Raw genomic sequence first — 24,007 nt, forward strand, 5'->3', positions numbered from 1 at the left:
GGTTACCCCTCATTTAACATCACCTCTTAATGCAAGCTCTAATATCCATACATCACACAGAGGGCTGTAAAATGGCACGGAGTATTAATAAAGTTCAATTGATTGGTCATATCGGTGGCGACCCAACAACCACCGCGGCAGCAAACGGCACATCAATTACAAACTTCTCAGTAGCAACTGGCGAGTCATGGATAGATAAAAATACAGGGCAAAGACAAGAAAGAACTGAGTGGCACCGAGTCACTTGCTTTGGAAAAATCGCTGAAATTATTGCTCAGTACGCAAAAAAAGGGACACGCATCTATATCGAAGGCAAGAACAGAACGCGAGAATGGACAGATGAGCAAGGTATTAAACGTTATACCACAGAGGTGATCGTTGACTTGAGTGGCCAGGCCATTTTACTTGACTCAAAAGCAGACAGTAATGACGCTACTGAAGCGCGTGCACAAAGCCAGTATAAATCGTATATGCAAAACACTCCGAATCAAAACAGCTCAATGAATCCCACCCCAACTGCTCATCCTCATCAACCCAGTCAAGCGCCGAATGAGCCTGCTTTCGATGACGATATTCCGTTCTAGCGCTACGCTTTAATATGTCTGTTGCCACCTACCAAGGTCGGCAGCAGATAGCCCACAAGATCACAGAGGTAAGTTACCAATCCCCAGTGGGATAATCTGTTTTGACACAATATTATTGAAGAGTTAATCATGCGATTGTTTCTATGTGAAAAGCCCAGTCAAGGGCGAGATATTGCGAAAAGCCTGGGTGCAAACAAGCGCGGAAACGGTTATTACGAAGGGGCTGGAAATGTAGTCACTTGGTGTATTGGACACTTAGTGGAGACAGCACCACCTGAAGCCTACGATGAAATGTTTAAAAAATGGTCTCTTGAAACCCTACCTATAGTGCCGCAACAATGGCAAATGGTCGTCAAAAAATCCACAGCTGCCCAGTTTAAAGTAGTCAAAAATCTATTATCTAAAACCACAGAGCTAATCATTGCCACGGATGCCGATCGCGAAGGCGAAATGATTGCAAGAGAACTAGTGGACCTATGCAACTACCGTGGCCCGATTAAACGTCTGTGGCTATCAGCCCTCAACGATGCGTCCATTCAGAAAGCACTAGGGCAGCTCAAGCTAGGCCATGAAACTGAATCCTTATACTATTCAGCGCTTGGCCGGTCACGAGCAGACTGGTTAATCGGAATGAATCTATCACGATTATTTACATTGCTAGGCCAGCGCGCAGGATATCAAGGTGTGTTATCCGTTGGCCGAGTACAAACACCTACATTAAAACTGGTGGCTGACAGGGAAAATCAAGTCAATAATTTTGTGCCTGTGCCCTTCTGGAGCTTAGACGTCGTACTATCGAACACAGAAGGCATACCATTTGTAGCTCGCTGGCAATGCCCTGAAGAGCTGGCCGATGAGGCCGGTCGATGCATTAATCAATCAGTAGCACATACCGCTGAACAACAGATAAGGGCAGCCGCTCTAGCGACTGTGACCCAACTCAACGTAGCCCGTAAAAAAGAGTTCCCCCCCTTACCTTATGAACTCGGTGAATTACAAAAAGTATGCTCCAGTAAATTCGGTTTAGGCGCTCAAGCCACTCTAGATACCGTTCAAGCACTGTATGAAACACATAAACTGGTTACTTACCCACGCGTAGATACCGGCTATTTGCCGGAAAACATGCACAATGAAGCCCCTGCTATTTTACAAGCAATGCTTAAGTCCGATGCACTGCTTGAACAGCTAGTGCAACAGTCAAATACCGGATTGAAATCACCTGCATGGAACGATGCCAAAGTGACTGCACACCATGGGATTATCCCAACCGCCGAAGTTGCAAATTTAAGCCAACTGTCCCAAATAGAGCGTGGGGTATATGACCTCATTAAAATGCGTTACTTAGCCCAGTTTTTTCCTCCTCACGAGTTCGACAAAACCGAAGTTACCTTAACTGCAGCTCAATACACCTTAAAAGCTGTAGGAAAAAAAATTATAACGCCAGGCTGGCGAATAACCCTGCTCAAAAGCAACGATCAAGAGCAGTCCACAGATAAAGACGATGAATCAGGTCAAGAATTACCTCAGCTCATTGAAGGTCAAGCTTGCAACATCATGGACTGTAAAATTGAAGCTAAAAAAACTAAGGCCCCTTCCTTATTCACTGAAGGAACACTCATTGAAGCGATGAAACAAGTCGGGCGCTATGTATCTGACCCTAGATTAAAAGCTAAGTTAAAAGAAACCACAGGCATTGGAACCAATGCAACAAGAGCTGGAATTATTAAAAACTTACTTGATCGAAAACTCATCGTAAAAAAAGGAAAACGCCATCTGATCGCATCCAGTGAAGCACACGACCTGTTAACAGCTGTGCCCGCTGCCATCTCTAACCCTGGTACCACAGCAATTTGGGAGCAAGCCCTGGATATGGTTGAATCAGGAGAGCTTTCGTTAGAGACCTTCGTCGCTAAACAATCAACGTGGATTGCCAATATTGTTGATAAGTATCAGAACCAACCTTTCAACATAAAAGTAACAGTTGAGAAAACACCCGCTTGTACTCTATGTGGTAGTCCAACACGGCGTAGAAAGGGAAAAAATGGCGACTTTTATGGATGCAGTAAATACCCTCAGTGCAAGGGCATTATCAATATCGAACAAAAGAAAAAACCAAGGCGTCAATCAGTTTCACGCAAGTAGCTCCACCACATCTTAAAAATCTACGACAGCTAGCTTTTGCGCTTTCGATAATGGGTTGGAACTTGCCTTTTTACATCGCGCCCTAGCATAATAATAATGTAAATCTGTTTGGCCGCATTGTCAGCTACAAAGCGGTAACACTTGTTAGCTAGTAGCTTGAGTGTTTCTCCAAAAAAGCTGAGTGCCTGGGAAGATCAGCGCGTTGCTAGGGGTAGTAATGCCGGGCTTCTTTTACCATGTTAACACCGTTAATTTTTCACTTTTTAGCATGTCTCCAGCAAATGTTCAGACGTTTTTAAGCTACAGACAGAAACGTGTGAACATTTGCTTGAACATCACAGTCAATGCCTGGCCCAGGTGAAAGGGCAACCGTTTGTGCAGGGATCTGCGCCGACTTGCTGGAAACAGACAAGAACTTGAGACAGGTCACTATAAGTCTCATGCTGGAAAATAGCTTTTGAAGGGGAGCTTAAATCCAACGCGTGGCCAAGAAACATACTCTATCGCCTGATTCAAGCCAGGCTATCTATCGGTCCCAAAAAATAGAATCCTGCTGGATGACTTAGTTGAAGAACTAAGCCGTACAGCAGGATTTTTCACATATACATCCATAGTGCTCAAAAATAAGAAAAGCCCGCCTATTTGATAATGATTATCGTTTAATATAAGGTGTCGCCCAATTATTTTGATGGATCCATAGCGTTGACTAGTGAAATACACCTAAAGCTATTTCTAGAGCATCGTAATAAACTCATTGCTTATGCGACTTCGTTGCTGAATAGCCAAGACTCCGCAGAAGATCTGATACAAGAAGCGTGGATAAGATTTCACAAGCTTCCCACAACAGAAATACAGCACCCTTCCAGCTATTTATTTAAAATTGTGCGTAACCTTGCTTTGGATCAGCTAAGAAAAAAGCGTGTCGAAAGGCTCTGGATTGATCCATTAACAGACCAAACAATAGAAATAGCTTCAAATAAGCACAACCCAACGACCACATTAAGCTTTAACAGTACAGCTAAAAAAATGGAGCAAGCACTTAGCTCTCTTGAGCCGCACATGCGTACTGCTTTTGAAATGCATCGTTTGGGTGGCTACACTATGCAACAAATCAGTGAACATTTAGGCATCTCGGTGAGTTCAGTACACAGAGCAATTCACTCAGCGTTACAAAAATGTTTGGAGTCCTTAAAAGATGAACTCTGACTCCAAAGACTTACAAATCGAATCAGCTGAAAGTCAAGCCTTAGACTGGAAGATTAAGCTGAATGAGAAACCTAATAATTTTTTCATTAAAAGAGCTCATGCAATCTGGCTTCAAAGCAATCCTCTGCATCTAGAAAGCTGGAATAAAATAGAAAAACTATGGCTACTAACAGGTCAAATACAGCCAGAAACTAGCAAGCATTGGCCTAAAACAGATACCAACATCCACAAAAAAACAAATAACAGATTTAAACGGTTTAGCACCGCTGCCATTTTAGTTCTATCAATTTCTATTGGGTGGCACGTCAATACCGGGGAAGAACACCCACAACAACAGCGCCTCACTGACGGCTCAACTATTTGGTCCGCTCCAGGAACAAAAATAGAAGTCAACTTTAATAACACCCAGCGAAAAGTAACCCTATATTTAGGTAAAGCCTATTTTAAAGTTAGTCCAGAAAATGACCGCCCATTTATAGTTCAGAAAGGCAATACAAAGATTAAAGTAACTGGTACCGCCTTTGCCGTAGAAAACACCGGACAGCACCTGACCATCGCGGTAGAAAGTGGCTCAGTACTCGTCAACCATGAACAACACCAGTTCACGTTAACGGCCGGCCAACAAGCCAATATTCAGACAAAATCAAGCTCTCCGCCCTCTATACATCCTGTCCAAGGAAAAATTGCCCATTGGCGAAAACTTGAATTAGAAGTAAAAAATCAATCCATTAAGACATTAGTTAAAGATGTCGAACGCTACACCTCATGGCCAATCATTATTCTCGACCCGACATTGTCCACAAAAACAGTGAGTGGCCTATACGATATGAGCGACCCAGAGCAAGCGTTAAGCGAAATGCTCTACCCTCATGGGGCTTATTTTAAAAAAATATGGCCTGGAATCTTATTGATTGACAAAAAAGACTGATTTTGTGAAAAAAAAGCGGCACTGATACGTCTTACTCCTGCACATACAAATGCATCTCATTCGCATGGAGTCTAAGAAGTGCCATTAAAATCTGCCTTTTGTATAGAAAAATCAATAATTCACTGTATAAGTTACGCCAGCCTTGCTGGTCTAATCACACTCAATGCAACCGCTGTACATGCAGCTGCCCCCCTTCAAACAAGTCGGTTGATTTACTTTAATGTACCGGCTCAATCGCTTGAAAGTGCACTGCACTTAATGGCACAGCAAGCGGATGTACGTCTAACTTACGATAGCAAGGTCCTTCCAAATGTTACTAGTCGCTCATTAAATGGGGAATTGAGCCTAGAACGAGGAATCACCTATCTTCTTGAAGGGCATCCACTGGCTTGGAAGAAACTACCCAACGACACAATCTTTATCAGTGCGAAAAAACCACCTATTGATCATATTGATAAAACTGTAAAACTCGACACCAGCCTAGTATTAGGAAGGCATGAAGAGCCCAATAGCCTTCATTATGATCGTACTCACTTAACGTCTGCCCCCGTCAAACAAGGACAAATAACAGAGGTGTTACGTCAACACCCTGCAGTACAGTTTGATCGAAATTCATTGAGCAGTAAGAGCCCTGCTGATCTTGCACCCTCTAATATCTCAATCAACGGCGCAAAATATTGGGATAACAATTTCTCTGTGGATGGAGTCAGTATAAATAACGATATCAATCCAGGGGGCCGTGAAGTAAAAGCAAACTCTTCATTTACGGATATACCGTCTAATACAAGCCAAGGATTGAATCTCGATGTCAATCTATTAGAAGGCATTACAGTTTATGACAGCAACGTACCTGCAGAGTACGGTGGATTTACAGGAGGTATGATCGATGCGAAAACCAGATCTCCCTCTAAAAAATTATCTGGCCAAGCATCCGTTAGCTTAACTAAAAACAGTTGGACTAAATATCACATTGATAAGCGTTATGACGATGACTTTTTTAACCCCAGTAAGGCTAACGGCTTAGCAGAAACTCAACCTGAATTCCGAACACTTATTTATCGAACGACACTCGAAGGGCCTGTCAGTGACAACTTTGGCCTTATTGGAAGCTTTGTAAGAAAAAAGTCTGATATTTATAACCAAAATGTTTACTCAAAAGACATGGTTAACAATGGAGTAACCGCTCGCTCCAGTACCGATCTTGCCCAAGTAGTTGACAATGTATTTATCAAAGGCACATGGAAAGCGAGTGATCAACTAACAATCGATTCATCACTTAACTACGCCCCACAAACAGCAGAGTATTTCAATATTAATACCCTAAATGGAGGGTTCGAAATGAAGTCAGGCGGCCTTCAAGCATTAGTGAATGCCGCTTGGGTTGGAGATATAGGGCATTTCGAACATAAATTAGGGTGGTCAGATCTACAACAGTCAAGAACAAAAGGCGAAGACTACTTTAAAGCATGGTACTACTCAGAAGATAAAAACTGGAGTGACCCAACCGTAAGATGGAATGCCTCTATGGAAGGAAGCTATGGAAATATTGAACAAAGCCAGAAAAGGTTAAATTACGACTTCAAGCTTGCATTACTACCTATACACATAGGACAAGCAACACACGAAGTAAAGCTCGGCTTAGCTTATGACCATACAAAGGCAAGTTACACGCGTAATAAACTATTTACTCAAGCCAATGGTACAGACTTAGTTCCCACAACAAACTGTACAACAGCCACTGGCAGAATAGACAGTGACTATTGCTCTAGCTCCCCAGTACTAACCAGCCCTTTTACTCCTTGGCAGCAAGACGCAGGGCAGATGTTTAAGCGGCTGTATTACTACATGCCAGGTGATATCGAGTTAAAACAACAACAGTTAGCCATGTTTGTTGATAACAATATTACCTGGAAAAACATTAACCTACGCCCTGGGTTAAGGCTAGAGCGCGACAGCTTCATGCGCCAGTTAAACCTAGCCCCGCGCTTTAGCTTAAACTGGGATGTTTTTGGTGACAAAAGCACTCAGCTTATTGCCGGTGCCAACCGGTATTATGGCCGTAGCATTTTTGATTACCGCTTACGCGAAGGTCGTGAAAAACTACGCTATGTGAGCTTTAGAGATAACGACACCCTAGAGTTCGGAGAGCGTACACAAGCATCTAAAAACACTACCAACCTAAAGAAGCTAAAAACACCCTATGACAATGAAATCACTTTTGGCATAGAGCAAATAGCCTTCAATACCGTGTTTGGTTTACGGTATGTCAACCGTTCAGGTCATGATCAAATACACCGCCGCCCGATAACCAATGACGGCAGTCGCCCTGATCTCTCGACAACTTATTACACATACTCGAACGATGGGCATAGCAAGAGCAGTCACTACTACCTAAGCATTTCCCCACTCCACTCATTAGATTTTTTAGGCAGTCAAACGCAAGGAGAACTCTTGCTGAGTTGGAGCGACGTTAAATCTTCTAACAAAAGTTACGATGATGATTTTGATGACTCGTTAGTGATTTATAAAGGCCGGCCAATAAAAGCATATGACATTCCAGTCGATAACTTTAATCGCCCGTGGTCTGCTCGCTTCATAACGAACACCCACATTCCTCAAGCCAACCTCAATATAAGCAACTTCATTAACTGGCGTGCTAACTACACGCAGGTGATTAGGGATGGCCGCGTTATGCACAATAACAATAGCGTGTACAACTACACTCAAAAAAGAATCGGTTCCGCACTTACATGGGATACCCGCATCGCTTGGGAACTTCCCATCACCAGAAATGAAACGGCCTTCGTCAACCTTGATATTGGCAACTTACTCAATCGCAGAAATATGATCGGCAGTAGTAGCAGTACCAATACGAATGCTGAAACAAACTATGAGTTAGGCCGTAACTACACCCTAGAAGTGGGTTTCCGTTTTTAATTAAATCTTTAAGAGTAAACATGATGAAACACGCATATAAAATCCTTATATCTTTTACATTATTCTGGGTCTTACAGGTTCAAGCCAATACCTTTGAAAGAATTATAATCAGTGACATAAATGAATCAGACAAATTGCTAGATATAAAACAGTCTCTTCCCCAGCTCTCATTAGAGCAGCTAGTTGCTAACAGCAAAAACCCACAACAAACCCCCATCAAAAATGATTCTTCGCTAGTCACTATGCAGGATTTTGAGCGACTTCTTTTGCCTAAGACGCAGCTTTCCTCTGATGATGAAGATAACGCGATGCGATCACTTTCATATTACGTTAGCCAATCTCTACTGAACCAATGCGCTCAATTATGTGGACTACAGATCAAACCTGAAATGGCACAAGGCATGGGTGGACAACTCATGAACTTTTCGTGTGATAACCAGATGGTTAGCTTAAGAGAATACCTATCAAGTAATGGAAGCCATGGATTCTCGTTATCAAAAGAGCAGATAAATTTACTCGTTAATCAACAACCTGCTTGGCTGCAACGAATTAAACATGAGGATGGCTCTAGTGCCAGCTTCTTAGCATGGGAAGGCGTAGACAGGGGCTACTCACTCTACACAGCATCAGCAAGTGATGAGGCAGTCAAATACCTAGTGGATCTTGCTAACTCACTATCTGAAACTTCTGGAGAGTCACTATGAGACAACTCGCATTAATGCTCTTATTAACTCTGAGCTTGCCTGTCTTTAGCTCACCCCTCGTGACGACTGACTGGCTCGAACAACACCTCGCTGATGAAAACGTTAAATTGTTTGAAATCAGCGTGATTTCAAACCAATACGAACTAGGCCATATCCCCAATGCTTCAAATCTAAACTGGCATACCGACTTAGTTGATCCTGTGCAGCGTGATATTGTGAGCCGTGAAACCCTACAGGCCCACTTGCAAAAAGCCGGGGTGAACGAGGGTGATACCATCATACTGTATGGAGATAATCACAACTGGTTCGCTGCTTGGGGAGTTTGGATCCTAGAAACCTATGGTATTGCGAATGTGCATTTATTGGATGGCGGTCGAGTTAAGTGGGAGATGGAGAATCGAAAGCTAACACGTGCATTACCCTCTCCTGCGCTTGGTAACATCACCGTAGGCCCTGCAAATGAGCAGTATCGAGCTCGCCTGGCCGATGTAGTGGCAGCGGCAAAAGGACAAAATAATCACCAGCTAGTCGATATCAGGTCTCCTGATGAGTTTTCAGGAAAAGTTTTAGCACCTCCGGGTTCCACTGAACTTGCGATGCGTGCTGGACATGTGCCAGGAGCTGTCAACATGCCATGGCACAAATTAGTGAATGAAGACGGTACCTTTCGCTCACAAGATGAACTTAAAAAACTCTACGCAGATATAGGTATTACTGGTGAAAATCCCATTATTACGTATTGTCGTATTGGTGAACGTTCAAGTCATAGCTGGTTCGCGCTGCATAAACTACTCGGCTACTCAGTTCGCAACTATGATGGCTCTTGGACTGAGTATGGTAATGCGGTAGGAGTTCCAATCAATAATCCATCAGCTACGGTATGGCGTGGTCGATAAAAATATTGACCTTTTTAAGCAGCCAGTACTTTGTTATACCCACGTGCTGGCTGCTTTTTGTAAAGCCTACCCACAATTATGGCTATCACTGATAGCCTTTATCTACTAAAAATGCAGCTCGTTGCGAACCTTAAAAGCATGTGCTAGATTTAAAGAATGTATCGCTAGTCGTTGATTAGCAACATGCCCTAAGCCGTGTACATGATGAAAAACGGCGCTCACGTAGTGAGTTCATGTTCAACCTACCTAATGATCCTAGGCGGAAAATACTTTTCCGTCAGGAATAGTGTTTCTCCGCCTTTTGCTTTTTGGAGAAACACAATGACTAATCAAGCAAATCAGACTCAATACTTCGATCTTCACACCCGTGGAGTAGGTTATTTAAACCGTATTCGTGAAGTGACTGTGCGTAAAGGACAGCCTTTTATGGCTGTAACGGTTGCCGCACTTCGTGGCTCTTGCGATGAGATTGAGTATTCATACATAGACTGCGTAGTACGCGGTGCAGAAGCTGAAAAACTGGTGCGACGTTGCCAACAAGCCTGTGATGCCGGGAAAAAAATTCTCGTAAGCTTCACCATTGGTGACATCTACCCTGAAACTTTTATGTACCAATCCGGTGCTAAAAAAGGTGAGATGGGCGTCAGCTTAAAAGGCCGTTTATTACGAATTGGCTTCATCAAGATTGATGGAGAAACTGTCTACCAACAGAAAACAACTGAATCAGAGACCGCTTCAACCCCAGTCGATGAATCAGTAGCCTAACCTCTAAAACCCGCTTTGACATTTGTCTAGCGGGTTTTTTTCACCCACCAGGGACAAAATCCTGGGGGATTTCGCTTCCTGGTACTTCACAAAGGAAGTGAAATGAAGAAGAAAATTAAAGACGTTATGCGTCTTGTCTATGGTCTGGTTCTCGATAAAGCCTTTACCATACCCAAGCCAGTTTACATTAGGCTCAGCAGCGCCTTGCAGTCGATAGGCGGCACGCTTATCTCGGCAGGCACTATCGGGTTTGCTGTAATTGGTGATGCCGTTCAGCCCATCGAAGCCATGCAGCTCTCTTTGATCGGCATTGGTATCTTTGCATGTGGTACAATTATTGACATTAAAGCAAGCAAATAAAAGCGAGGCTCTTATGAGTGCTTTAACCTTTTTTGGAGGATTGCTGCTACTGGTCGTTGTAGCGTTCACAGCAGTAGCAGTCGCCGACCTGAACCGCAGGGAAAGGCTTAAAAAAATAGATAGCCTATAAATCACCCTCCCCAAAACCCGCTTCAGCGGGTTTTTTAATGCCTCAAAACTATTAATCCGCTCAGTTGCATATCAGGTTGTTTCTCATTTATTCAAACCTACACGACATCATGCAAACTCCCATTACTCGGAGTATTGAGCATGAAACTGAAAGCCACTCTATTAGCTGGAATCACCCTACTGGTTACCGGCTGTGCTAATAATCAAGTCCAAACAACCGCCTACACCCCCAGTGGGCCCAAAAACCCTGAACAGCTTTCTCCCGATATTTACCCTAAAGGCGCGCTGAGTGAACCTGAACCGGTCATCCGTGAAGGACGATACCGCATCGTCAGTACACGCCCATCAGCAGAGCAACGAGACCTTTTAGCACAAATCATCCAGTTTCACGCCCCGCATTCCCAAAGTACTGTAAAAACAGCACTGAATTATGTCACTGCAGACTCAGGTTATCGCCTATGTACAGCTGCTCCAGGCAGTGCCATTGAAACGCTATATAACCTCCCCTTACCAAAAGCCCATCAGACAATTGGCCCTATCACACTAAGAAATGCGCTACAGGTCTTAGCTGGACCCGCCTATCAGGTAGAAATTAACGAAGCGCAACGCGGCATATGCTTCAAAGTTCGCCCTGACTACATTGAAGCCCAAGTCATTAAAGGGACTGCTGCCAACGTCCACTCTGAGGTGAACAAATGAAACGCTTGGCACTGATCTTGGGGGTGGCCTGCTCCACAAGCCTCTTTGCAGCGCAATCCATCACCGAAGAGGTCAAAAGTAATATTGAAGACACTTCTAGCAGTGGCAGCGTTTCTAATGTGGATCTAAATTTCACTAATGCACAGAAAGCTCGTTTGTGGGGGTTAGAAGAAGCGGAGTGGGAACGTTACGAAGCCATTATGAAGGGGCCCCGTGGCTACTGGAGTCCTGGTCTCGACCCCTTAACAGCACTAGGCGTTGAAGCTAAAACAGAAACAGAACGTATGCGTTACGCAACGCTGCAAGTCGTTGCAGAATTCAATCGTGTAGAAAGTGAACTGGCATACCAACGTGCCTATAACCAAGCATTTAAGCAGCAGTTTCCCAACAGCATTTTAATTAATGATACCGATGAACAACCAAGTTTTTTAAAGCATGTACTCCCTCCAGGGCAGCTGAAAGAAGTACCTATTACCTTATTTGTCACCTTGAACTGTTCCGCCTGCGATTCGGCTGTAAAAAAAATGGTCACCAGTAAAAAACGCCTGGATATTTACGTCATCAATGCTGCAACAGACAACGAAATACGCACATGGGCTAACAAGGTGGGTATTCCGCCTGAACACGTGCAGCGCCGTCAAATAACCCTTAACTACAATAAAGATGAGTTGAAGCTGATAACTGGCCAAGCCACAACTAAGCCAGAACAGCTTCCACTTGCATTTAAACGAGTTGGGCAGGCATGGCAAAAGATCGATCTCTAACGATAGGCTTAGCCTGCATTTTAGTCTGTTCTATAGCAGCTTCAGCCTCAGCTGAACCAATTCCCAGTGCATATCAACTGATCGCAACAGCTCATCAAGTACCTCCCGCTGTGCTATATGCAGTGGCAACACAAGAGTCCAACCGCCGACAAAAGTCAGGACGTTATCGCCCTTGGCCTTGGACGCTAAACATCGCTGGAAAAGGCTATTACTACACTACTCGGCAAGCTGCCTGTACTGCATTACACATAGCCATGAGTGCACATAACTCTAAGCGTATTGACGTAGGTATTGCACAAATAAATGTAGGTTGGAATCCTCAGCTTTTTAAATCGCCCTGCGATGCCTTAGATCCCTACGCAAATCTTAATGCAGCTGCAAAGTTGTTGCGAACCCATTATCTAAACTCTGGCAACTGGGCCAATGCCATTGGCTTATACCACTACCCATCCGGCGGCCCCATTGCTGCACGTTATCAACACTCTGTGCAGCGTCACCTCTCAACCATACTCCCGCATCACTCATATGAGGCTTTAAAATGAAGCGTTTTCTTTTATTGCTGAGTAGCTGTATCGCTACTGTTACAGCATCAGCCAGCACAAACTCAGAGCAATCCAACCCCTTGGTAATACATCAAGGCGGAGTTTCTGCCCTGCGTTACTACGACTCTTTAAGTGTTGAGTCCGGTGAGAAAGCCATACGGCCACTTCCTGATATACATCTACAAAAACCAGGACAGTTTTCAGCATTTCCAGTTGTTAGCAAACTAACTCCAGGAGCAGTTAAAGCTAAAACGCTCAGTGCGAGCGGCTTAGTTCAACCCATTTTCATGATCGGTTATGACAAGCACTCCGCACAATGGCTCTCAGAGCGTTATCACATTCTGAAAGAGCTGAATGCCTTAGGTCTCGTTGTGAATGTGCCTACCGCTGAAGCAATGGCTGAACTGCAGAAAATTGCTCCAGACCTAATGCTTCAGCCAATACCTGGCGATGACTTAGCAAAACATATCGGCGTTAAACACTATCCCGTGCTCATCACTAAAACCAGTATCGAGCAATAGGGCTGACAATGGCAAAACACATCCTTGAATCAAAACTACGCCCTGCCGTTGAGTTTTACACAGCCTGGACCTGCTTCGGTGCAGCTGCTTTATGCCTCCACTCACCATGGGCTGTCGCACTTGCCCCCAGTATGGGATGGGCGGCAGGTGGGTGCTACGGCTTAATCGGAGCCATACGTTTTAAGCAAGGCATGGATGTACTTCGCTATCGCCGCAATTTAAAACGACTACCCGTTTACGAGATGACCAGTAGCCAGATTCCTGTCAGCAATAAGTTTCTTTTCATGGGAAAGGGATTCGAGTGGACACGCATTCATACCCAGCGACTTATGGATGCCCAAGATCCACAGGCTGCACGCTTTGTGGAGCCTTCGAAATTATTCCGTATAGCACGCTCGCTGGAAATGAAGCTGGAAGGCACTTCATCCTTTCTGTCTTTTATCCCAAAATTAACCCAGCGTGATTCCCCATGGAATCCAGTGCGGCCACTCCCACCAGTCGGAGGTTCAGCCTTTATTCATGGCGTAGAGCCAAATGAAAAGGATGCATACACCCCACTCTCAGAGCGCGTTGGACATACATTGGTAGTAGGCACTACACGTGTAGGTAAGACACGCCTGGCTGAATTATATGTGACACAAGATATTCACCGCGGGGATGTGACCATCATGTTTGACCCCAAGGGGGATGCAGATCTTTTAAAACGCATGTACATGGAATCTAAACGCGCAGGCCGAGAAAAAGAGTTTTATGTGTTTCATCTGGGGTATCCAGAAATCTCTGCCCGTTATAACGCTATCGGTCGGTTTGGGCGCATTTCAGAAGTAGCAGGACGTGTATCAGGCCAGCTGTCCGGAGAAGGAAACTCGGCCGCTTTCCGTGAGTTCGCATGGCGGTTTGTCAATATCATTGCCAAAGCGCTAAACGAGCTTGGCCACCGACCTGACTACATTCAAATCGCTCGCCATGTGGTCAATATTGATGAACTATTTATTGAATACGCTCATATCGCATTTGAGCGGGCCGGTCATACGAATGCCTGGGACATCATCGTTGAAATCGAGAATAAATTAAACGACAAAAATATTCCTAGAAACATGCAAGGCCGTGATAAGCGCGTCGTTGCTGTTGAACAGTACATTGCTCAGACCAGCTTTTATGATCCCGTGATGGATGGGCTACGCTCTGCAGTGCGCTATGACCGCACTTATTTTGACAAGATTGTGGCATCCCTATTGCCATTGTTGGAAAAGTTAACCACCGGTAAAACGGCTGAGTTACTGGCACCAAATTATCTAGATATGACCGACCCTCGACCTATCTTTGATTGGATGCAAATTATCCGTAAGCGCGGAGTTGTGTATGTCGGGCTGGATGCTATGTCCGACTCCACCGTGGCCTCTGCCGTCGGAAACTCAATGTTTGCAGACCTTGTTTCAGTCGCTGGCCATATTTACAAACATGGCATTGATGAGGGTGTCCCTGGTGGCTCCGGTCAGGACAAGATTCCCATCAACTTGCACGCAGACGAATTCAACGAATTGATGGGCGATGAGTTTATTCCACTCATTAACAAAGGCGGCGGTGCTGGCATGCAAGTCACTGCATACACTCAAACCATCAGCGATATTGAGGCGCGAATTGGAAATGCAGCAAAGGCTGGCCAGGTGGTTGGTAACTTCAACACTTTGCAAATGCTACGTGTGCGTGAAACCAGAACAGCAGAGCTACTGACCAAACAACTGCAGAAAGTGAACGTATTAACCAACACGTTAGTATCCGGTGCGACTGATACCTCCGATCCAGACAGCGCAACAGACTTTACCTCAAGCTCTCAGGACCGAGTGTCCGCAACCAGCATGCCTCTATTAGAACCAGCCCATATCGTCAAACTACCTAAAGGCCAAATGTTTTCCCTACAAGAAGGGGGCCAGCTTTGGAAAGTTCGGATGCCTCTGCCTAAACCAGATCCAGATGAAAACTTACCCGACAACCTGCAAGAATTAGCCATACAAATGCGTAAAGATTACAACGAAAATGCCGGTGCATGGTGGAGCTCAACCAGCAGTGCAACAACAGCTACCTCCTTAGCCAATCTCAATGAATTTGCTGGCATTGAGTCATTCAATGAGTTCCATGCTTTATCTAGGGATGGTACAGACTTTGAAAGCACTGATGAGCATTACGACGATGCAGACCCTATCGACATGGATGACGGTGACTTCTAATGGCTGAACAAAGACCCCAGCAACAGAAACCCCAAGAGCCCAAAACCTTTATTGGTAAAACATGGGCAATGATGTGGAAAGTTATAGGACTATTATTGATTTCACTGTTGGTTTCATTACTCATTGAATACGTTGGCATTACTTTTTGGTGGCCCGATGAAGGATGGCAACACAGCAGAAACATGCTAGATAAAGAGTTAGGGTGGTTAGATGATGGCTTTAGGCGATCGCTCATCCTGAGTGCCCCTGGCAGCTCCATTAATCAACTCTTGAACATATCCTACGACTGGATATTCGTTAAGACCGGTTTAGCAGGACTGTCTCAAAATGCATCCGCTATGGTGGCCGCCAAAGGAACAACGGGGTGGTTGGCTACTGCCTATTTAATGGCCGAAAACTACATTTTAGCCACTCTCTTTGTGACAATGACATTCATCGTTCGGCTCTCCATCCTTGTACTCTCTATTCCGTTATTTATGCTCAGTATCATGACCGCTGTTGTAGACGGTTTGATGAGACGCGATATTCGAAAGTTTGGTGCAGGCCGGGAGAGCAGCTTTATTTATCACCGCGCAAAAATGATGATCGTGCCACTGATCTTTGCTCCTTGGGTACTTTACCTAGCCGCGCCTATTTCTATACATCCACAGTTAATTCTAATCCCCTGTGCCATCTCATTGGGTGTGGCCATCGTTATTACAATTGCCACTTTCAAGAAATACCTCTAATAGCAACACAAAAATAATCTACTGGTAAAGACTGCAAATTAACCCGCTACAACGAGTATCAGGTTAATTGCAGTCTTTTTTTTCCAACCGCATAAAGTAGGTATCCATAACAGCACCCGCACTTTGGAGCGACTGATATATGGATCCACTCAAAAAAATTGTTTTCACTCTAACCTTAAGTGGTCTGCTTACAACGCCAGTAATCGCTAGTGAGGTTTTTGAGCACGAACAACTTGCACTGGTTTTGCAACAACTAGAAAACGCACAGCGCCTCACGCTCAACGCCCATAAGAATATAACGCCAAAAAATACTGACCGATTCTGGTTCGACTACGAGCGACTCACACGTGATCTCAAAAGAATCCAGATAGGCATTGAGCACTACATGGTTCCCCACCGTGCTCAACCACGAGAGTTGCATGAGGAATTAACAAGTTCCTATACACGCACACGTAGTTTACGTGAGCGCATTCATGAGGCTCAGAAATGACACCTGAGCAGCAAGCCGCATTTAAAACAGCTGCTGGAGGATCAGGGGCCGCTCCGTTCTATGAGCTGTTCTCTTTTTCTTTAATGGCACTCGCACTGCTATGGGTTGCCTGGCTATTACTCAACACATATCACGCCTGGGTAAAGGGGAGGATTACCTTTGGTGGAGCAGGTGGCGTTTACCTAAGAGCCACCCTTTTAATCATTATCTTGATTGCATTTTTTGCAAAATTTGCCAAATAAAACACATCAATTGGAGACTCATTAAATGTTCAAAACAGTAAAGAAAATCAAAGCGCGGGCAAGCAATGCACTACTGGTGATGCTCTGCAGCATGATGACTGCACCTGCTTTTGCTAAAGGTGGGAGCTTTGGGGGAGTTGACTCAACTGGCTTCCTAACAGATGCGAAAGGAACCGCCGGACAGGGCCTTAACTTTGCAGGGCTAGTGGTAGCGGCCTTAGGGTTCCTCGGTGTTGCGTACTACGCCATCGCCGTTTTTTCTGACGTTCAAAAAGGCAAAAAGACCTGGACAGATTTTGGTGCAGTCGCACTGGTCGGGGCAATCATGTTGGTGGTCGTGTTCTGGATGCTCGGAAAAATGGGCGGCATCAGCGCGTTAACCGGTATCGGCGGTTAATCCCTTTCCCCACACACTCAAGCATAAGCGAGGAGCAAGGTATGTCTTCTGAACAAGCACCTGATGACACCGTAAGGTTCTTACCCGATCGGCTGGATCGAGACCCCACGGTCTTTAGAGGTATGACCTCTGATGAATTATTTCTTGTAGGAGGAATAGGCGCTGCGTTAGGCATTCCTTTAGGTCTTTTTCTACTCGTTCTGACGGGAGAGACGACCGCGCTACTCGCTTCAATTTTACTGATTGGCCCTTGCCTCGCAATCGTATTTGGCGGTGGAGCAATTCGCCGACTTAAACGAGGAAAGCCCAATACATGGTTATACCGAGTGGCTCAGTACTGGCTAGCTAAAAAAGGATTCCCTATGGGACAGGGAGCAGAACTCATTGTGCGTTCAGGCGCTTGGTCAACACGTAAAGATGACAAAAATTGCAAAAAGAAATCATCCCACGCTCGTTCGGAGAAATCACTGTGAGCCGATTTAAAAATACCATCGATCAACAAAAAGCTCACATCAATACATTACGAGGTGCCTTAGTGGGCATTGCGATTATTGCCGGTGCTTTCTTCTACGGCTGGAAAACTGCCCCCGACAATTTAGTCGTCCATGTTCCACCAGACCTACGCTCAGGCTCGACCCGTCTATGGTGGGATATTCCACCGGAAAATGCCTATAGCTTTGGCCTGTATGTGTACCAACAACTTAACCGTTGGCCCAACGACGGCAACATTGATTATGAAAACAACATTGAACGAATGAGGCATCTATTAACAGACGCTTGTCGTGTTGAGCTGCAAGAAGACGTGAAAAGACGCCGCGCAGCCGGTGAGCTCAAAAGCCGTGTACGTGGCATTTACGAAATTATGGGACGTGGATTTATTGATGACCCCGAGTTTAGGGTCATTCAAGACTCGAAAAACTCATGGATCGTGAACCTAGACTTGAATGCTGATGAGTACTTCATGAACGAGCCCGTCAAGCGCAGTGCATCACGTTATCCGCTACGAGTACTGCGTCAAGATATTGATCCTCATAAAAACCCCTACGGCCTCGTTCTCAACTGTTTTGCAGGTCCAATTCAACGACTGGAAATTCAAGGAGACAGTGCTCTATGAAGACCAATTTAAAGCGCATTATGGCGGTAGGATTATTATGCTGTTGTAGTGCATCTGCCTTTGCTGTTGAACTGATTAAATGGGAGCGCCTCCCGATTCCCGTGCCATTAGTTAAAGACCAGGAACGGGTTATTTTTCTTGATAAAAATGTCCGTGTCGGAGTCTCTAGCAAACTAGCTGGCCAGTTACGCATACAGTCAGCATCAGGCACCTTATATCTACTTGCCACTGATGAGATTGAACCGTCACGGCTGCAGGTGCAGGATGTTGAGACCGGTGAAGTGATTCTGCTCGATGTCGCCACCGTACCCGCTAAAGATCAGCCGCTTGAAGCCATACAAGTTGTCTATGATGAAAGCGTTGACTATCAGCGCGACACCCACTCAAAAGAAAAAATTACAAAAGCTCAAGATAAAGCATTAAGCATTCCTGCACCTGTCGCTCTTACTCGATATGCAGCACAGATGCTCTATGCTCCTTTACGTACAGTCGAACCTATACCTGGCATCAGGCAAGTACCCGTCAAAGTATCAGGACCTTTACCCGTATTCCCTATGCTGCCTGTTAAAGCTGAAGCAGTCGCGGCATTTAAACTAGGGAGCTATACCCTAACAGCCGTCCGTATACAGCACCAACGCGCAGGTAAAGTCGAACTCGACCCACGGGATGTTCAGGCCAACTTATATTCAGTTGCTTTCCAACATTCATGGCTAGGCTCAAAAGACACGCCAGAAGACACCACCATTGCTTACATGATCACCCGTCATGGGGGGCTAGAAAAATTCTTACCTCTAGCCCTGATGGCCCCTGAAACAACCCAGGAGCTGCCCAATGAAAAGTAATGTCATATTCAAATACATCGTGCCAGCGATGTTGTTAGTCGTTTTAATTATCATCGTTGCTCAGCCTCGTAAGCCTACCGAGCAACAACGCACAGAAAAAGGCCTCATGCTTTCTCAAGAAGAAGCACGTGAGCTAGGAATCGAGGGTGATACGCCAGCGGATACACTGCGCACTCTTGTCGGCGAATTACGTCACATGCGCACCCAAATTAAATCAGCTAACGATAAAAATGATCAGTTATCAGATGCCAACCGTGAACTAGAAGTACGTAGTACTGAATGGGAAAAACGGCTTGAACAAGCTCTAGCTCGTGCGAACAGTGAAACTGATGCCGCAAAAGCAGAAGCGCAACAAGTGACTAGCCAAATGATGCAGATGCTATCTGAACTTGAGCATAAAGTTTCAAATAGCACTATGCCTGATTTTCCAATAGGCCTTGGCTTAGAGGATGAACACATCCAAAGCGAGGAAAAAACTGTCTGGATTAACCCTAGCGATGGAATCGAAACGGATACCCACGGCGCAGTCAAAGATAATGCATTCGCATTCCCCTCCTCTTTTAAAAATCCACTGGATGGCTCTCTCTTAGACCAACAGCAGGATTCAGCAAAAAATGCTCTTGGCTCACCTGATGCAAATCAAGATGCAAAAATGCGAAACGAGAATGTTGATTCCGTATTTACCATTGCTGAAAACTCAACGCTCCTTGGCTCCGTCAGCATGACAGCCCTGATTGGTCGTGTTCCAGTTGATGGCACAGTCAATGACCCTTACCCATTCAAAGTCTTGCTTGGTAAAGACAACTTAGCGGCCAACGGCATTGAACTGCCAGAAATTAGTGGCGCGGTCATGTCAGGCACAGCCCAAGGGGACTGGACGCTGTCCTGTGTTCGTGGCCAAGTCGAAACCATCACCTTTATTTTTGAGGACGGCACCATTCGAACAGTGCCTGAGCCTGAAAAAGTTCAACGTAATCGTAGTACCACAGGTAACCAGAACCGTAACAGCATTACCGGCGGCATTGGCTATATCAGTGACCCCTTCGGTATTCCGTGCATTGCAGGGGACCGCAAGTCCAATGCCAAGGAATACATTACAAATAACAGCCTAATCACAGCTGCAGGTGCTGCCATTGCACGCATTTTCTCTAGTGATGGAAACAATGTTCAGGTCTCTTCCGGCGGTACCACCATCACAGACAATGACCAGGCATTCAACGCCATTTTACAACGAGGTGTCGGTGACATTCAGGACTGGGTTGGAAAGATGTATGGGCAAGCATTTGCTGCCGTTTACGTTCCTCCACACCAAGAAATCGCAGTGCATATTGACCGCGAAATCACACTCGACTACGAAAACTTCGGACGCAAGGTTAAACACAATGAAGAACACGATGAAATCATTTGGCTTGATTAGTTTTGTTGCCACTGCAGTCCTGATGTCTGGATGCAGCACAAATAAAGATAAGACCTTCCCGCACGGTGACACAACAATGCACGATATCTGGCGTAATGCAGGTGGAGGTGGCATGCAACAAGAGTTAATGGATGCACGTAGCGTTTTACGCCGCTCCATTGAGGGTGCACAGATCACCAACCAACACGCTTATACACGAACTGCTGCCAATGAAATTTACAGTCAGTTCAAACGCCTGCCAAACCCAGATCTCATTATGTACGTCTATCCACACTTAGCTGGCTCTGAAGGTGCGCCTATTCCAGGCTACTCAACCGTTTTCCCCTTCTACAACAAAGTGCAATACGCCATGCCTGGCGAACGGTTGGAGGACTATTAATGCTAAGCCTTTTTAAGCGCAGAAAAACTGATGCAGCCCATGAACAGACTAGAGCTACAGTTGCTGATGAGGAGCTGCTCTATAACGATAAGAAACCAGGATTTCCTCAATTCTTGCCGTGGGTTGAGTATTTACCAGAGTCGAAGGCCTTTCTACTTGAGGATGGACGTAGTGTAGGCGCTGTTTTTGAGCTGCGTCCTATTGGAACAGAAGGACGCATGCCCGATTGGCTTCAATCCGTTCGCGACATGATTGAGGACGCACTGCAAGACTCATTTAAAGAGGTTGAGGAAAGCCCCTGGGTGATTCAAATGTTTTGCCAGGATGTTGATTCAACAGCCGAATATATGGGCAACTTGGAGCAGTACATCCAAGCACGGGATAGCCGTAAAAAAGATCATGACAAATCATACGGCACACCGTTTACAGAGCGCTACCTCGAGCTTATGGAGCATCACCTAGTCGCGATTTCAAAACCAGGCGGACTCTTTCTTGATAAGCGCGTAACAAAGCTTCCATGGCGCGGTAAAAGCCGACAAGTTCATCTCTGTCTGTATCGCTGGATTCCTGAACGTGAAAGCAGTTCGTCTCTCATGTTTGAACCCATTGATCAGCTGGAACAGGTATGTGAGCGTTTATCGGGTGCGTTGGCCGGTGCAGGTGTACCCGTTAAACGCTTAGATGGCAAAGACTTTTACAACTGGCTCATGCCATTTTTTAATCCAAAACCGAAAGGGTTTAAGCGACCTTCTGACTTTTATAAAGCCATCCCCTACCAACAAGCAGCGGATGAATCTGCTGATGCCGCGTTGCTTGATCTACCATTTGATCATGACTTCGCAGAGCAACTCTTCAATAGCGAGCCGGTGAATGATCATGAGAAAGGTTACTGGTACTTCGATGGCCTTCCACACCGAGTCATGGTCGTTGACCGCATCCGCAAACCACCCATCATCGGACAGATCGCTGGAGAAATAGCCAACGGCGATGGTTACAACGCTCTGTTTGATCAGCTCCCAGAACACACCATGATGTCCTTAACGCTGCTCATCACGCCACAAGACATACTGGAAGATCGCCTCAATCGCCTTGCAAAAAAAGCCATTGGTGAAAACTTAGAATCTGAACAGGTTCAAGACGATATTAATTCCGCTAAAGACATGATGGGCAGTAAACATCGGCTTTATCAGGGAGCAATGGCTTTTTATATGCGTGCTGACTCTGAAAAAGAGTTAGAAGACCATTCGGTAGTGTTGCTCAACAAGTTATTAGGTGCAGGGTTACAACCCGTAGAACCTGCTGATGAAATTGCCTCCTGTAATTCATATATCCGCTGGCTACCAATGGTTTTCAAACCTCAACTGGATAAAAAACTATGGTACAGCAAACTCATATTTGCCCAACATTTCACCAATTTAGCCCCATTCTGGGGACGCACAACAGGTACGGGCAACCCTGGCATCACTTTCTTTAATCGAGGGGGTGCGCCCGTTACCTTTGATCCGTTAAGTCGAATGGATCGATCGATGAATGCGCACGCACTGATTTTTGGCCCAACAGGCTCTGGAAAGTCTGCATCCCTCGTTTCATTGATGGCTCAATTAATGGCGGTATACCGTCCCCGACTTTTTGTTATTGAAGCAGGTAACTCATTTGGACTGCTTGCTGACTATTTCAAGCTCATGGGGCTCACAGTAAACAAAGTAGCTTTAAAACCTGGTTCATCTATAACACTCGCACCTTTTGCTGATGCTCGACTGCTCTGGGAGCCTGAGCATCAGAAAGCCATTGATGTGAACGATGAATCAGAAGAGACAGATGAAGAGCGCGATATTTTAGGTGAACTAGCAATCACAGCGAAGCTAATGATTACTGGCGGTGAACCACGTGAAATTGAGCGCTTGAACCGGGCCGATGAAAGCACGATTCGAGCCTGTATTTTGGAAGCTGCCCAGCGGTGCACATTCGAGAATAGGCCAGTATTAACTGAGGATGTCATCGAAGCCTTTGAGCGTAAAGCTGACAGTGAGGAGGGTGAGTTACGCACTCGATACAAAGATCATGCCTCTGCAATGCGTCTTTTTACTCAAGGGTTTGATGGGGAAATGTTTAACCGGCCAGGTTCAAGCTGGCCTGAAGCAGATGTAACCATTGTTGACCTCGCCACATTCTCACGTGAAGGCTATGAGGCTCAGATGGCCATCAGCTATATCACGCTAATGAACACCGTCAACAACATTGCCGAACGAGATCAGTACACCGGTCGAGACATTGTGATGATCACGGATGAAGGGCACATGATCACTAAGAACCCGTTAGTGGCACCGTATGCGGTAAAAATCACAAAAATGTGGCGTAAGTTACGGGCATGGTTTTGGTTGGCCACACAAAACTTAGCAGACTTCCCAGGTTCTGCAGAAACCATGCTCAATATGATTGAGTGGTGGATTTGCTTGGTTATGCCCAAGCAAGAAATTAATGACATTGCACGGTTTAAAGAGCTGACGCCTGCCCAAGAAGCTCTGCTTTTATCTGCCAATAAAGAGCCTCAAAAGTATACCGAAGGTGTAGTTCTCTCTCGTAACCAAGACTTCCTTTTTCGTGCTGTTCCACCTTCTCTTTTTCTTGCATTAGCCATGACTGAAGGCGAAGAAAAGCGTGAGCGCATGCTTGTGATGGAAGAGCATAACTGCTCAGAGCTTGAAGCTGCCTTTTACATCGCCGAACAGATTGACCGAGCGCGCGGGATTCAGCCATTGCCGTGGAAGCATTTATTTGCTGAGCACAACGAAGAAGCTAGTGGAGAAGGATTGAAAGATGCCTGCAAAGCTTGAGTTCAACGTGCCACTGACACCCGTTCTAATTGCTTCACAGCAAGAAATACAGCGGTTACAGCAATCTCCTGACCCGCAAGACCGTGAAGCGTTACGGGCACTTTTGGAAGTTATCAGTCCCCTTTTGAAAAAAACTGCTCAGAACAAATAAAGGGCTTG

At 45.4% G+C, this 24,007-nt stretch carries 24 protein-coding genes and 1 pseudogene; all 25 read left to right on the top strand.

Annotated elements, in window-relative coordinates:
* Positions 1-71 precede the first annotated feature (71 nt).
* The 25 genes and pseudogenes from ssb (at position 72) to AKN87_RS12305 (ending at position 23,999) form a co-directional block, all read left to right on the top strand.
* The gene (gene ssb, locus AKN87_RS07115; RefSeq protein ID WP_053102940.1) at positions 72-584 is read left to right on the top strand and encodes a single-stranded DNA-binding protein; all 513 of its coding nucleotides are present in this window, start codon (positions 72-74) and stop codon (positions 582-584) included.
* Positions 585-713: 129 nt separating this feature from the next.
* Entirely contained in the window at positions 714-2,726 is a 2,013-nt protein-coding gene (locus AKN87_RS07120) for a DNA topoisomerase III (RefSeq protein WP_053102941.1), read from the top strand.
* A gap of 702 nt (positions 2,727-3,428) precedes the next feature.
* Positions 3,429-3,932, top strand: a complete 504-nt coding sequence (locus AKN87_RS07125; protein ID WP_053102942.1) for an RNA polymerase sigma factor — start codon at positions 3,429-3,431, stop codon at positions 3,930-3,932.
* Complete coding sequence (locus AKN87_RS07130; RefSeq protein WP_053102943.1) at positions 3,922-4,860, top strand: FecR family protein; 939 nt, start codon at positions 3,922-3,924, stop codon at positions 4,858-4,860. Before AKN87_RS07125 ends, AKN87_RS07130 begins: the two co-directional genes overlap by 11 nt.
* A 78-nt stretch (positions 4,861-4,938) precedes the next feature.
* Positions 4,939-7,797 carry a TonB-dependent receptor gene (locus AKN87_RS07135; RefSeq protein WP_053102944.1) on the top strand — a complete coding sequence of 953 codons (2,859 nt, stop codon included), beginning with the start codon at positions 4,939-4,941 and terminating at the stop codon, positions 7,795-7,797.
* 20 nt (positions 7,798-7,817) lie between these two features.
* Positions 7,818-8,501, top strand: a complete 684-nt coding sequence (locus AKN87_RS07140; protein WP_053102945.1) for a hypothetical protein — start codon at positions 7,818-7,820, stop codon at positions 8,499-8,501.
* Positions 8,498-9,397 carry a sulfurtransferase gene (locus tag AKN87_RS07145; protein WP_053102946.1) on the top strand — a complete coding sequence of 300 codons (900 nt, stop codon included), beginning with the start codon at positions 8,498-8,500 and terminating at the stop codon, positions 9,395-9,397. Before AKN87_RS07140 ends, AKN87_RS07145 begins: the two co-directional genes overlap by 4 nt.
* Before the next feature lie 321 nt (positions 9,398-9,718).
* Complete coding sequence (locus AKN87_RS07150; RefSeq protein ID WP_053102947.1) at positions 9,719-10,162, top strand: STY4534 family ICE replication protein; 444 nt, start codon at positions 9,719-9,721, stop codon at positions 10,160-10,162.
* A 102-nt stretch (positions 10,163-10,264) separates the two neighbouring features.
* Positions 10,265-10,522 (top strand): hypothetical protein, encoded by a 258-nt coding sequence (locus tag AKN87_RS07155; protein ID WP_053102948.1) that lies wholly within the window; start codon positions 10,265-10,267, stop codon positions 10,520-10,522.
* A 270-nt stretch (positions 10,523-10,792) separates the two neighbouring features.
* Positions 10,793-11,350, top strand: a complete 558-nt coding sequence (pilL2, locus tag AKN87_RS07160) for a PFGI-1 class ICE element type IV pilus protein PilL2 (protein WP_053102949.1) — start codon at positions 10,793-10,795, stop codon at positions 11,348-11,350.
* Positions 11,347-12,114, top strand: coding sequence for a TIGR03759 family integrating conjugative element protein (locus AKN87_RS07165; RefSeq protein ID WP_053102950.1), 768 nt, complete (start codon positions 11,347-11,349; stop codon positions 12,112-12,114). The genes pilL2 and AKN87_RS07165 overlap by 4 nt, the downstream gene beginning before the upstream one ends.
* Positions 12,093-12,656, top strand: coding sequence for a transglycosylase SLT domain-containing protein (locus AKN87_RS07170; protein WP_053102951.1), 564 nt, complete (start codon positions 12,093-12,095; stop codon positions 12,654-12,656). The genes AKN87_RS07165 and AKN87_RS07170 overlap by 22 nt, the downstream gene beginning before the upstream one ends.
* A complete protein-coding gene (locus AKN87_RS07175; protein WP_053102952.1) occupies positions 12,653-13,177 on the top strand; it encodes an integrating conjugative element protein in 525 nt (174 codons plus the stop codon). The genes AKN87_RS07170 and AKN87_RS07175 overlap by 4 nt, the downstream gene beginning before the upstream one ends.
* An 8-nt stretch (positions 13,178-13,185) precedes the next feature.
* Positions 13,186-15,255: pseudogene (gene traD / locus AKN87_RS07180) on the top strand (type IV conjugative transfer system coupling protein TraD); the annotation flags it as partial.
* 149 nt (positions 15,256-15,404) lie between these two features.
* Positions 15,405-16,133, top strand: coding sequence for a TIGR03747 family integrating conjugative element membrane protein (locus AKN87_RS07185; RefSeq protein WP_053102953.1), 729 nt, complete (start codon positions 15,405-15,407; stop codon positions 16,131-16,133).
* 139 nt (positions 16,134-16,272) lie between these two features.
* On the top strand, positions 16,273-16,623 hold the full coding sequence (locus AKN87_RS07190; RefSeq protein ID WP_053102954.1) for an integrative conjugative element protein, RAQPRD family: 351 nt from the start codon (positions 16,273-16,275) through the stop codon (positions 16,621-16,623).
* On the top strand, positions 16,620-16,865 hold the full coding sequence (locus AKN87_RS07195; RefSeq protein ID WP_053102955.1) for a TIGR03758 family integrating conjugative element protein: 246 nt from the start codon (positions 16,620-16,622) through the stop codon (positions 16,863-16,865). Before AKN87_RS07190 ends, AKN87_RS07195 begins: the two co-directional genes overlap by 4 nt.
* Positions 16,866-16,890: 25 nt before the next feature.
* Entirely contained in the window at positions 16,891-17,262 is a 372-nt protein-coding gene (locus AKN87_RS07200; RefSeq protein ID WP_053102956.1) for a TIGR03745 family integrating conjugative element membrane protein, read from the top strand.
* 41 nt (positions 17,263-17,303) lie between these two features.
* Positions 17,304-17,735 carry a TIGR03750 family conjugal transfer protein gene (locus tag AKN87_RS07205; protein WP_053102957.1) on the top strand — a complete coding sequence of 144 codons (432 nt, stop codon included), beginning with the start codon at positions 17,304-17,306 and terminating at the stop codon, positions 17,733-17,735.
* A complete protein-coding gene (locus tag AKN87_RS07210; RefSeq protein WP_053102958.1) occupies positions 17,732-18,376 on the top strand; it encodes a PFL_4703 family integrating conjugative element protein in 645 nt (214 codons plus the stop codon). The genes AKN87_RS07205 and AKN87_RS07210 overlap by 4 nt, the downstream gene beginning before the upstream one ends.
* Complete coding sequence (locus AKN87_RS07215; protein ID WP_080995529.1) at positions 18,373-19,218, top strand: TIGR03749 family integrating conjugative element protein; 846 nt, start codon at positions 18,373-18,375, stop codon at positions 19,216-19,218. Before AKN87_RS07210 ends, AKN87_RS07215 begins: the two co-directional genes overlap by 4 nt.
* The gene (locus AKN87_RS07220; RefSeq protein ID WP_053102959.1) at positions 19,208-20,635 is read left to right on the top strand and encodes a TIGR03752 family integrating conjugative element protein; all 1,428 of its coding nucleotides are present in this window, start codon (positions 19,208-19,210) and stop codon (positions 20,633-20,635) included. The genes AKN87_RS07215 and AKN87_RS07220 overlap by 11 nt, the downstream gene beginning before the upstream one ends.
* Positions 20,601-21,014 (top strand): TIGR03751 family conjugal transfer lipoprotein, encoded by a 414-nt coding sequence (locus tag AKN87_RS07225; protein WP_199533061.1) that lies wholly within the window; start codon positions 20,601-20,603, stop codon positions 21,012-21,014. The genes AKN87_RS07220 and AKN87_RS07225 overlap by 35 nt, the downstream gene beginning before the upstream one ends.
* Positions 21,014-23,848 (top strand): conjugative transfer ATPase, encoded by a 2,835-nt coding sequence (locus AKN87_RS07230; protein ID WP_080995530.1) that lies wholly within the window; start codon positions 21,014-21,016, stop codon positions 23,846-23,848. The genes AKN87_RS07225 and AKN87_RS07230 overlap by 1 nt, the downstream gene beginning before the upstream one ends.
* A complete protein-coding gene (locus AKN87_RS12305; protein WP_158487777.1) occupies positions 23,832-23,999 on the top strand; it encodes a hypothetical protein in 168 nt (55 codons plus the stop codon). The genes AKN87_RS07230 and AKN87_RS12305 overlap by 17 nt, the downstream gene beginning before the upstream one ends.
* The last annotated feature ends 8 nt before the right edge of the window (positions 24,000-24,007 follow it).

The sequence above is a fragment of the Thiopseudomonas alkaliphila genome (assembly GCF_001267175.1).
In the GTDB taxonomy this organism is placed as follows: Bacteria; Pseudomonadota; Gammaproteobacteria; order Pseudomonadales; family Pseudomonadaceae; genus Oblitimonas; species Oblitimonas alkaliphila.

Coding starts and splice junctions, on each gene's coding strand:
- ssb (WP_053102940.1), top strand. CDS start 72: ATGGCACGGAGTATTAATAAAGTTCAATTGATTGGTCATATCGGTGGC.
- AKN87_RS07120 (WP_053102941.1), top strand. CDS start 714: ATGCGATTGTTTCTATGTGAAAAGCCCAGTCAAGGGCGAGATATTGCG.
- AKN87_RS07130 (WP_053102943.1), top strand. CDS start 3,922: ATGAACTCTGACTCCAAAGACTTACAAATCGAATCAGCTGAAAGTCAA.
- AKN87_RS07140 (WP_053102945.1), top strand. CDS start 7,818: ATGATGAAACACGCATATAAAATCCTTATATCTTTTACATTATTCTGG.
- AKN87_RS07145 (WP_053102946.1), top strand. CDS start 8,498: ATGAGACAACTCGCATTAATGCTCTTATTAACTCTGAGCTTGCCTGTC.
- AKN87_RS07150 (WP_053102947.1), top strand. CDS start 9,719: ATGACTAATCAAGCAAATCAGACTCAATACTTCGATCTTCACACCCGT.
- AKN87_RS07155 (WP_053102948.1), top strand. CDS start 10,265: ATGAAGAAGAAAATTAAAGACGTTATGCGTCTTGTCTATGGTCTGGTT.
- pilL2 (WP_053102949.1), top strand. CDS start 10,793: ATGAAACTGAAAGCCACTCTATTAGCTGGAATCACCCTACTGGTTACC.
- AKN87_RS07165 (WP_053102950.1), top strand. CDS start 11,347: ATGAAACGCTTGGCACTGATCTTGGGGGTGGCCTGCTCCACAAGCCTC.
- AKN87_RS07170 (WP_053102951.1), top strand. CDS start 12,093: ATGGCAAAAGATCGATCTCTAACGATAGGCTTAGCCTGCATTTTAGTC.
- AKN87_RS07175 (WP_053102952.1), top strand. CDS start 12,653: ATGAAGCGTTTTCTTTTATTGCTGAGTAGCTGTATCGCTACTGTTACA.
- AKN87_RS07185 (WP_053102953.1), top strand. CDS start 15,405: ATGGCTGAACAAAGACCCCAGCAACAGAAACCCCAAGAGCCCAAAACC.
- AKN87_RS07190 (WP_053102954.1), top strand. CDS start 16,273: ATGGATCCACTCAAAAAAATTGTTTTCACTCTAACCTTAAGTGGTCTG.
- AKN87_RS07195 (WP_053102955.1), top strand. CDS start 16,620: ATGACACCTGAGCAGCAAGCCGCATTTAAAACAGCTGCTGGAGGATCA.
- AKN87_RS07200 (WP_053102956.1), top strand. CDS start 16,891: ATGTTCAAAACAGTAAAGAAAATCAAAGCGCGGGCAAGCAATGCACTA.
- AKN87_RS07205 (WP_053102957.1), top strand. CDS start 17,304: ATGTCTTCTGAACAAGCACCTGATGACACCGTAAGGTTCTTACCCGAT.
- AKN87_RS07215 (WP_080995529.1), top strand. CDS start 18,373: ATGAAGACCAATTTAAAGCGCATTATGGCGGTAGGATTATTATGCTGT.
- AKN87_RS07220 (WP_053102959.1), top strand. CDS start 19,208: ATGAAAAGTAATGTCATATTCAAATACATCGTGCCAGCGATGTTGTTA.
- AKN87_RS07225 (WP_199533061.1), top strand. CDS start 20,601: ATGAAGAACACGATGAAATCATTTGGCTTGATTAGTTTTGTTGCCACT.
- AKN87_RS07230 (WP_080995530.1), top strand. CDS start 21,014: ATGCTAAGCCTTTTTAAGCGCAGAAAAACTGATGCAGCCCATGAACAG.
- AKN87_RS12305 (WP_158487777.1), top strand. CDS start 23,832: ATGCCTGCAAAGCTTGAGTTCAACGTGCCACTGACACCCGTTCTAATT.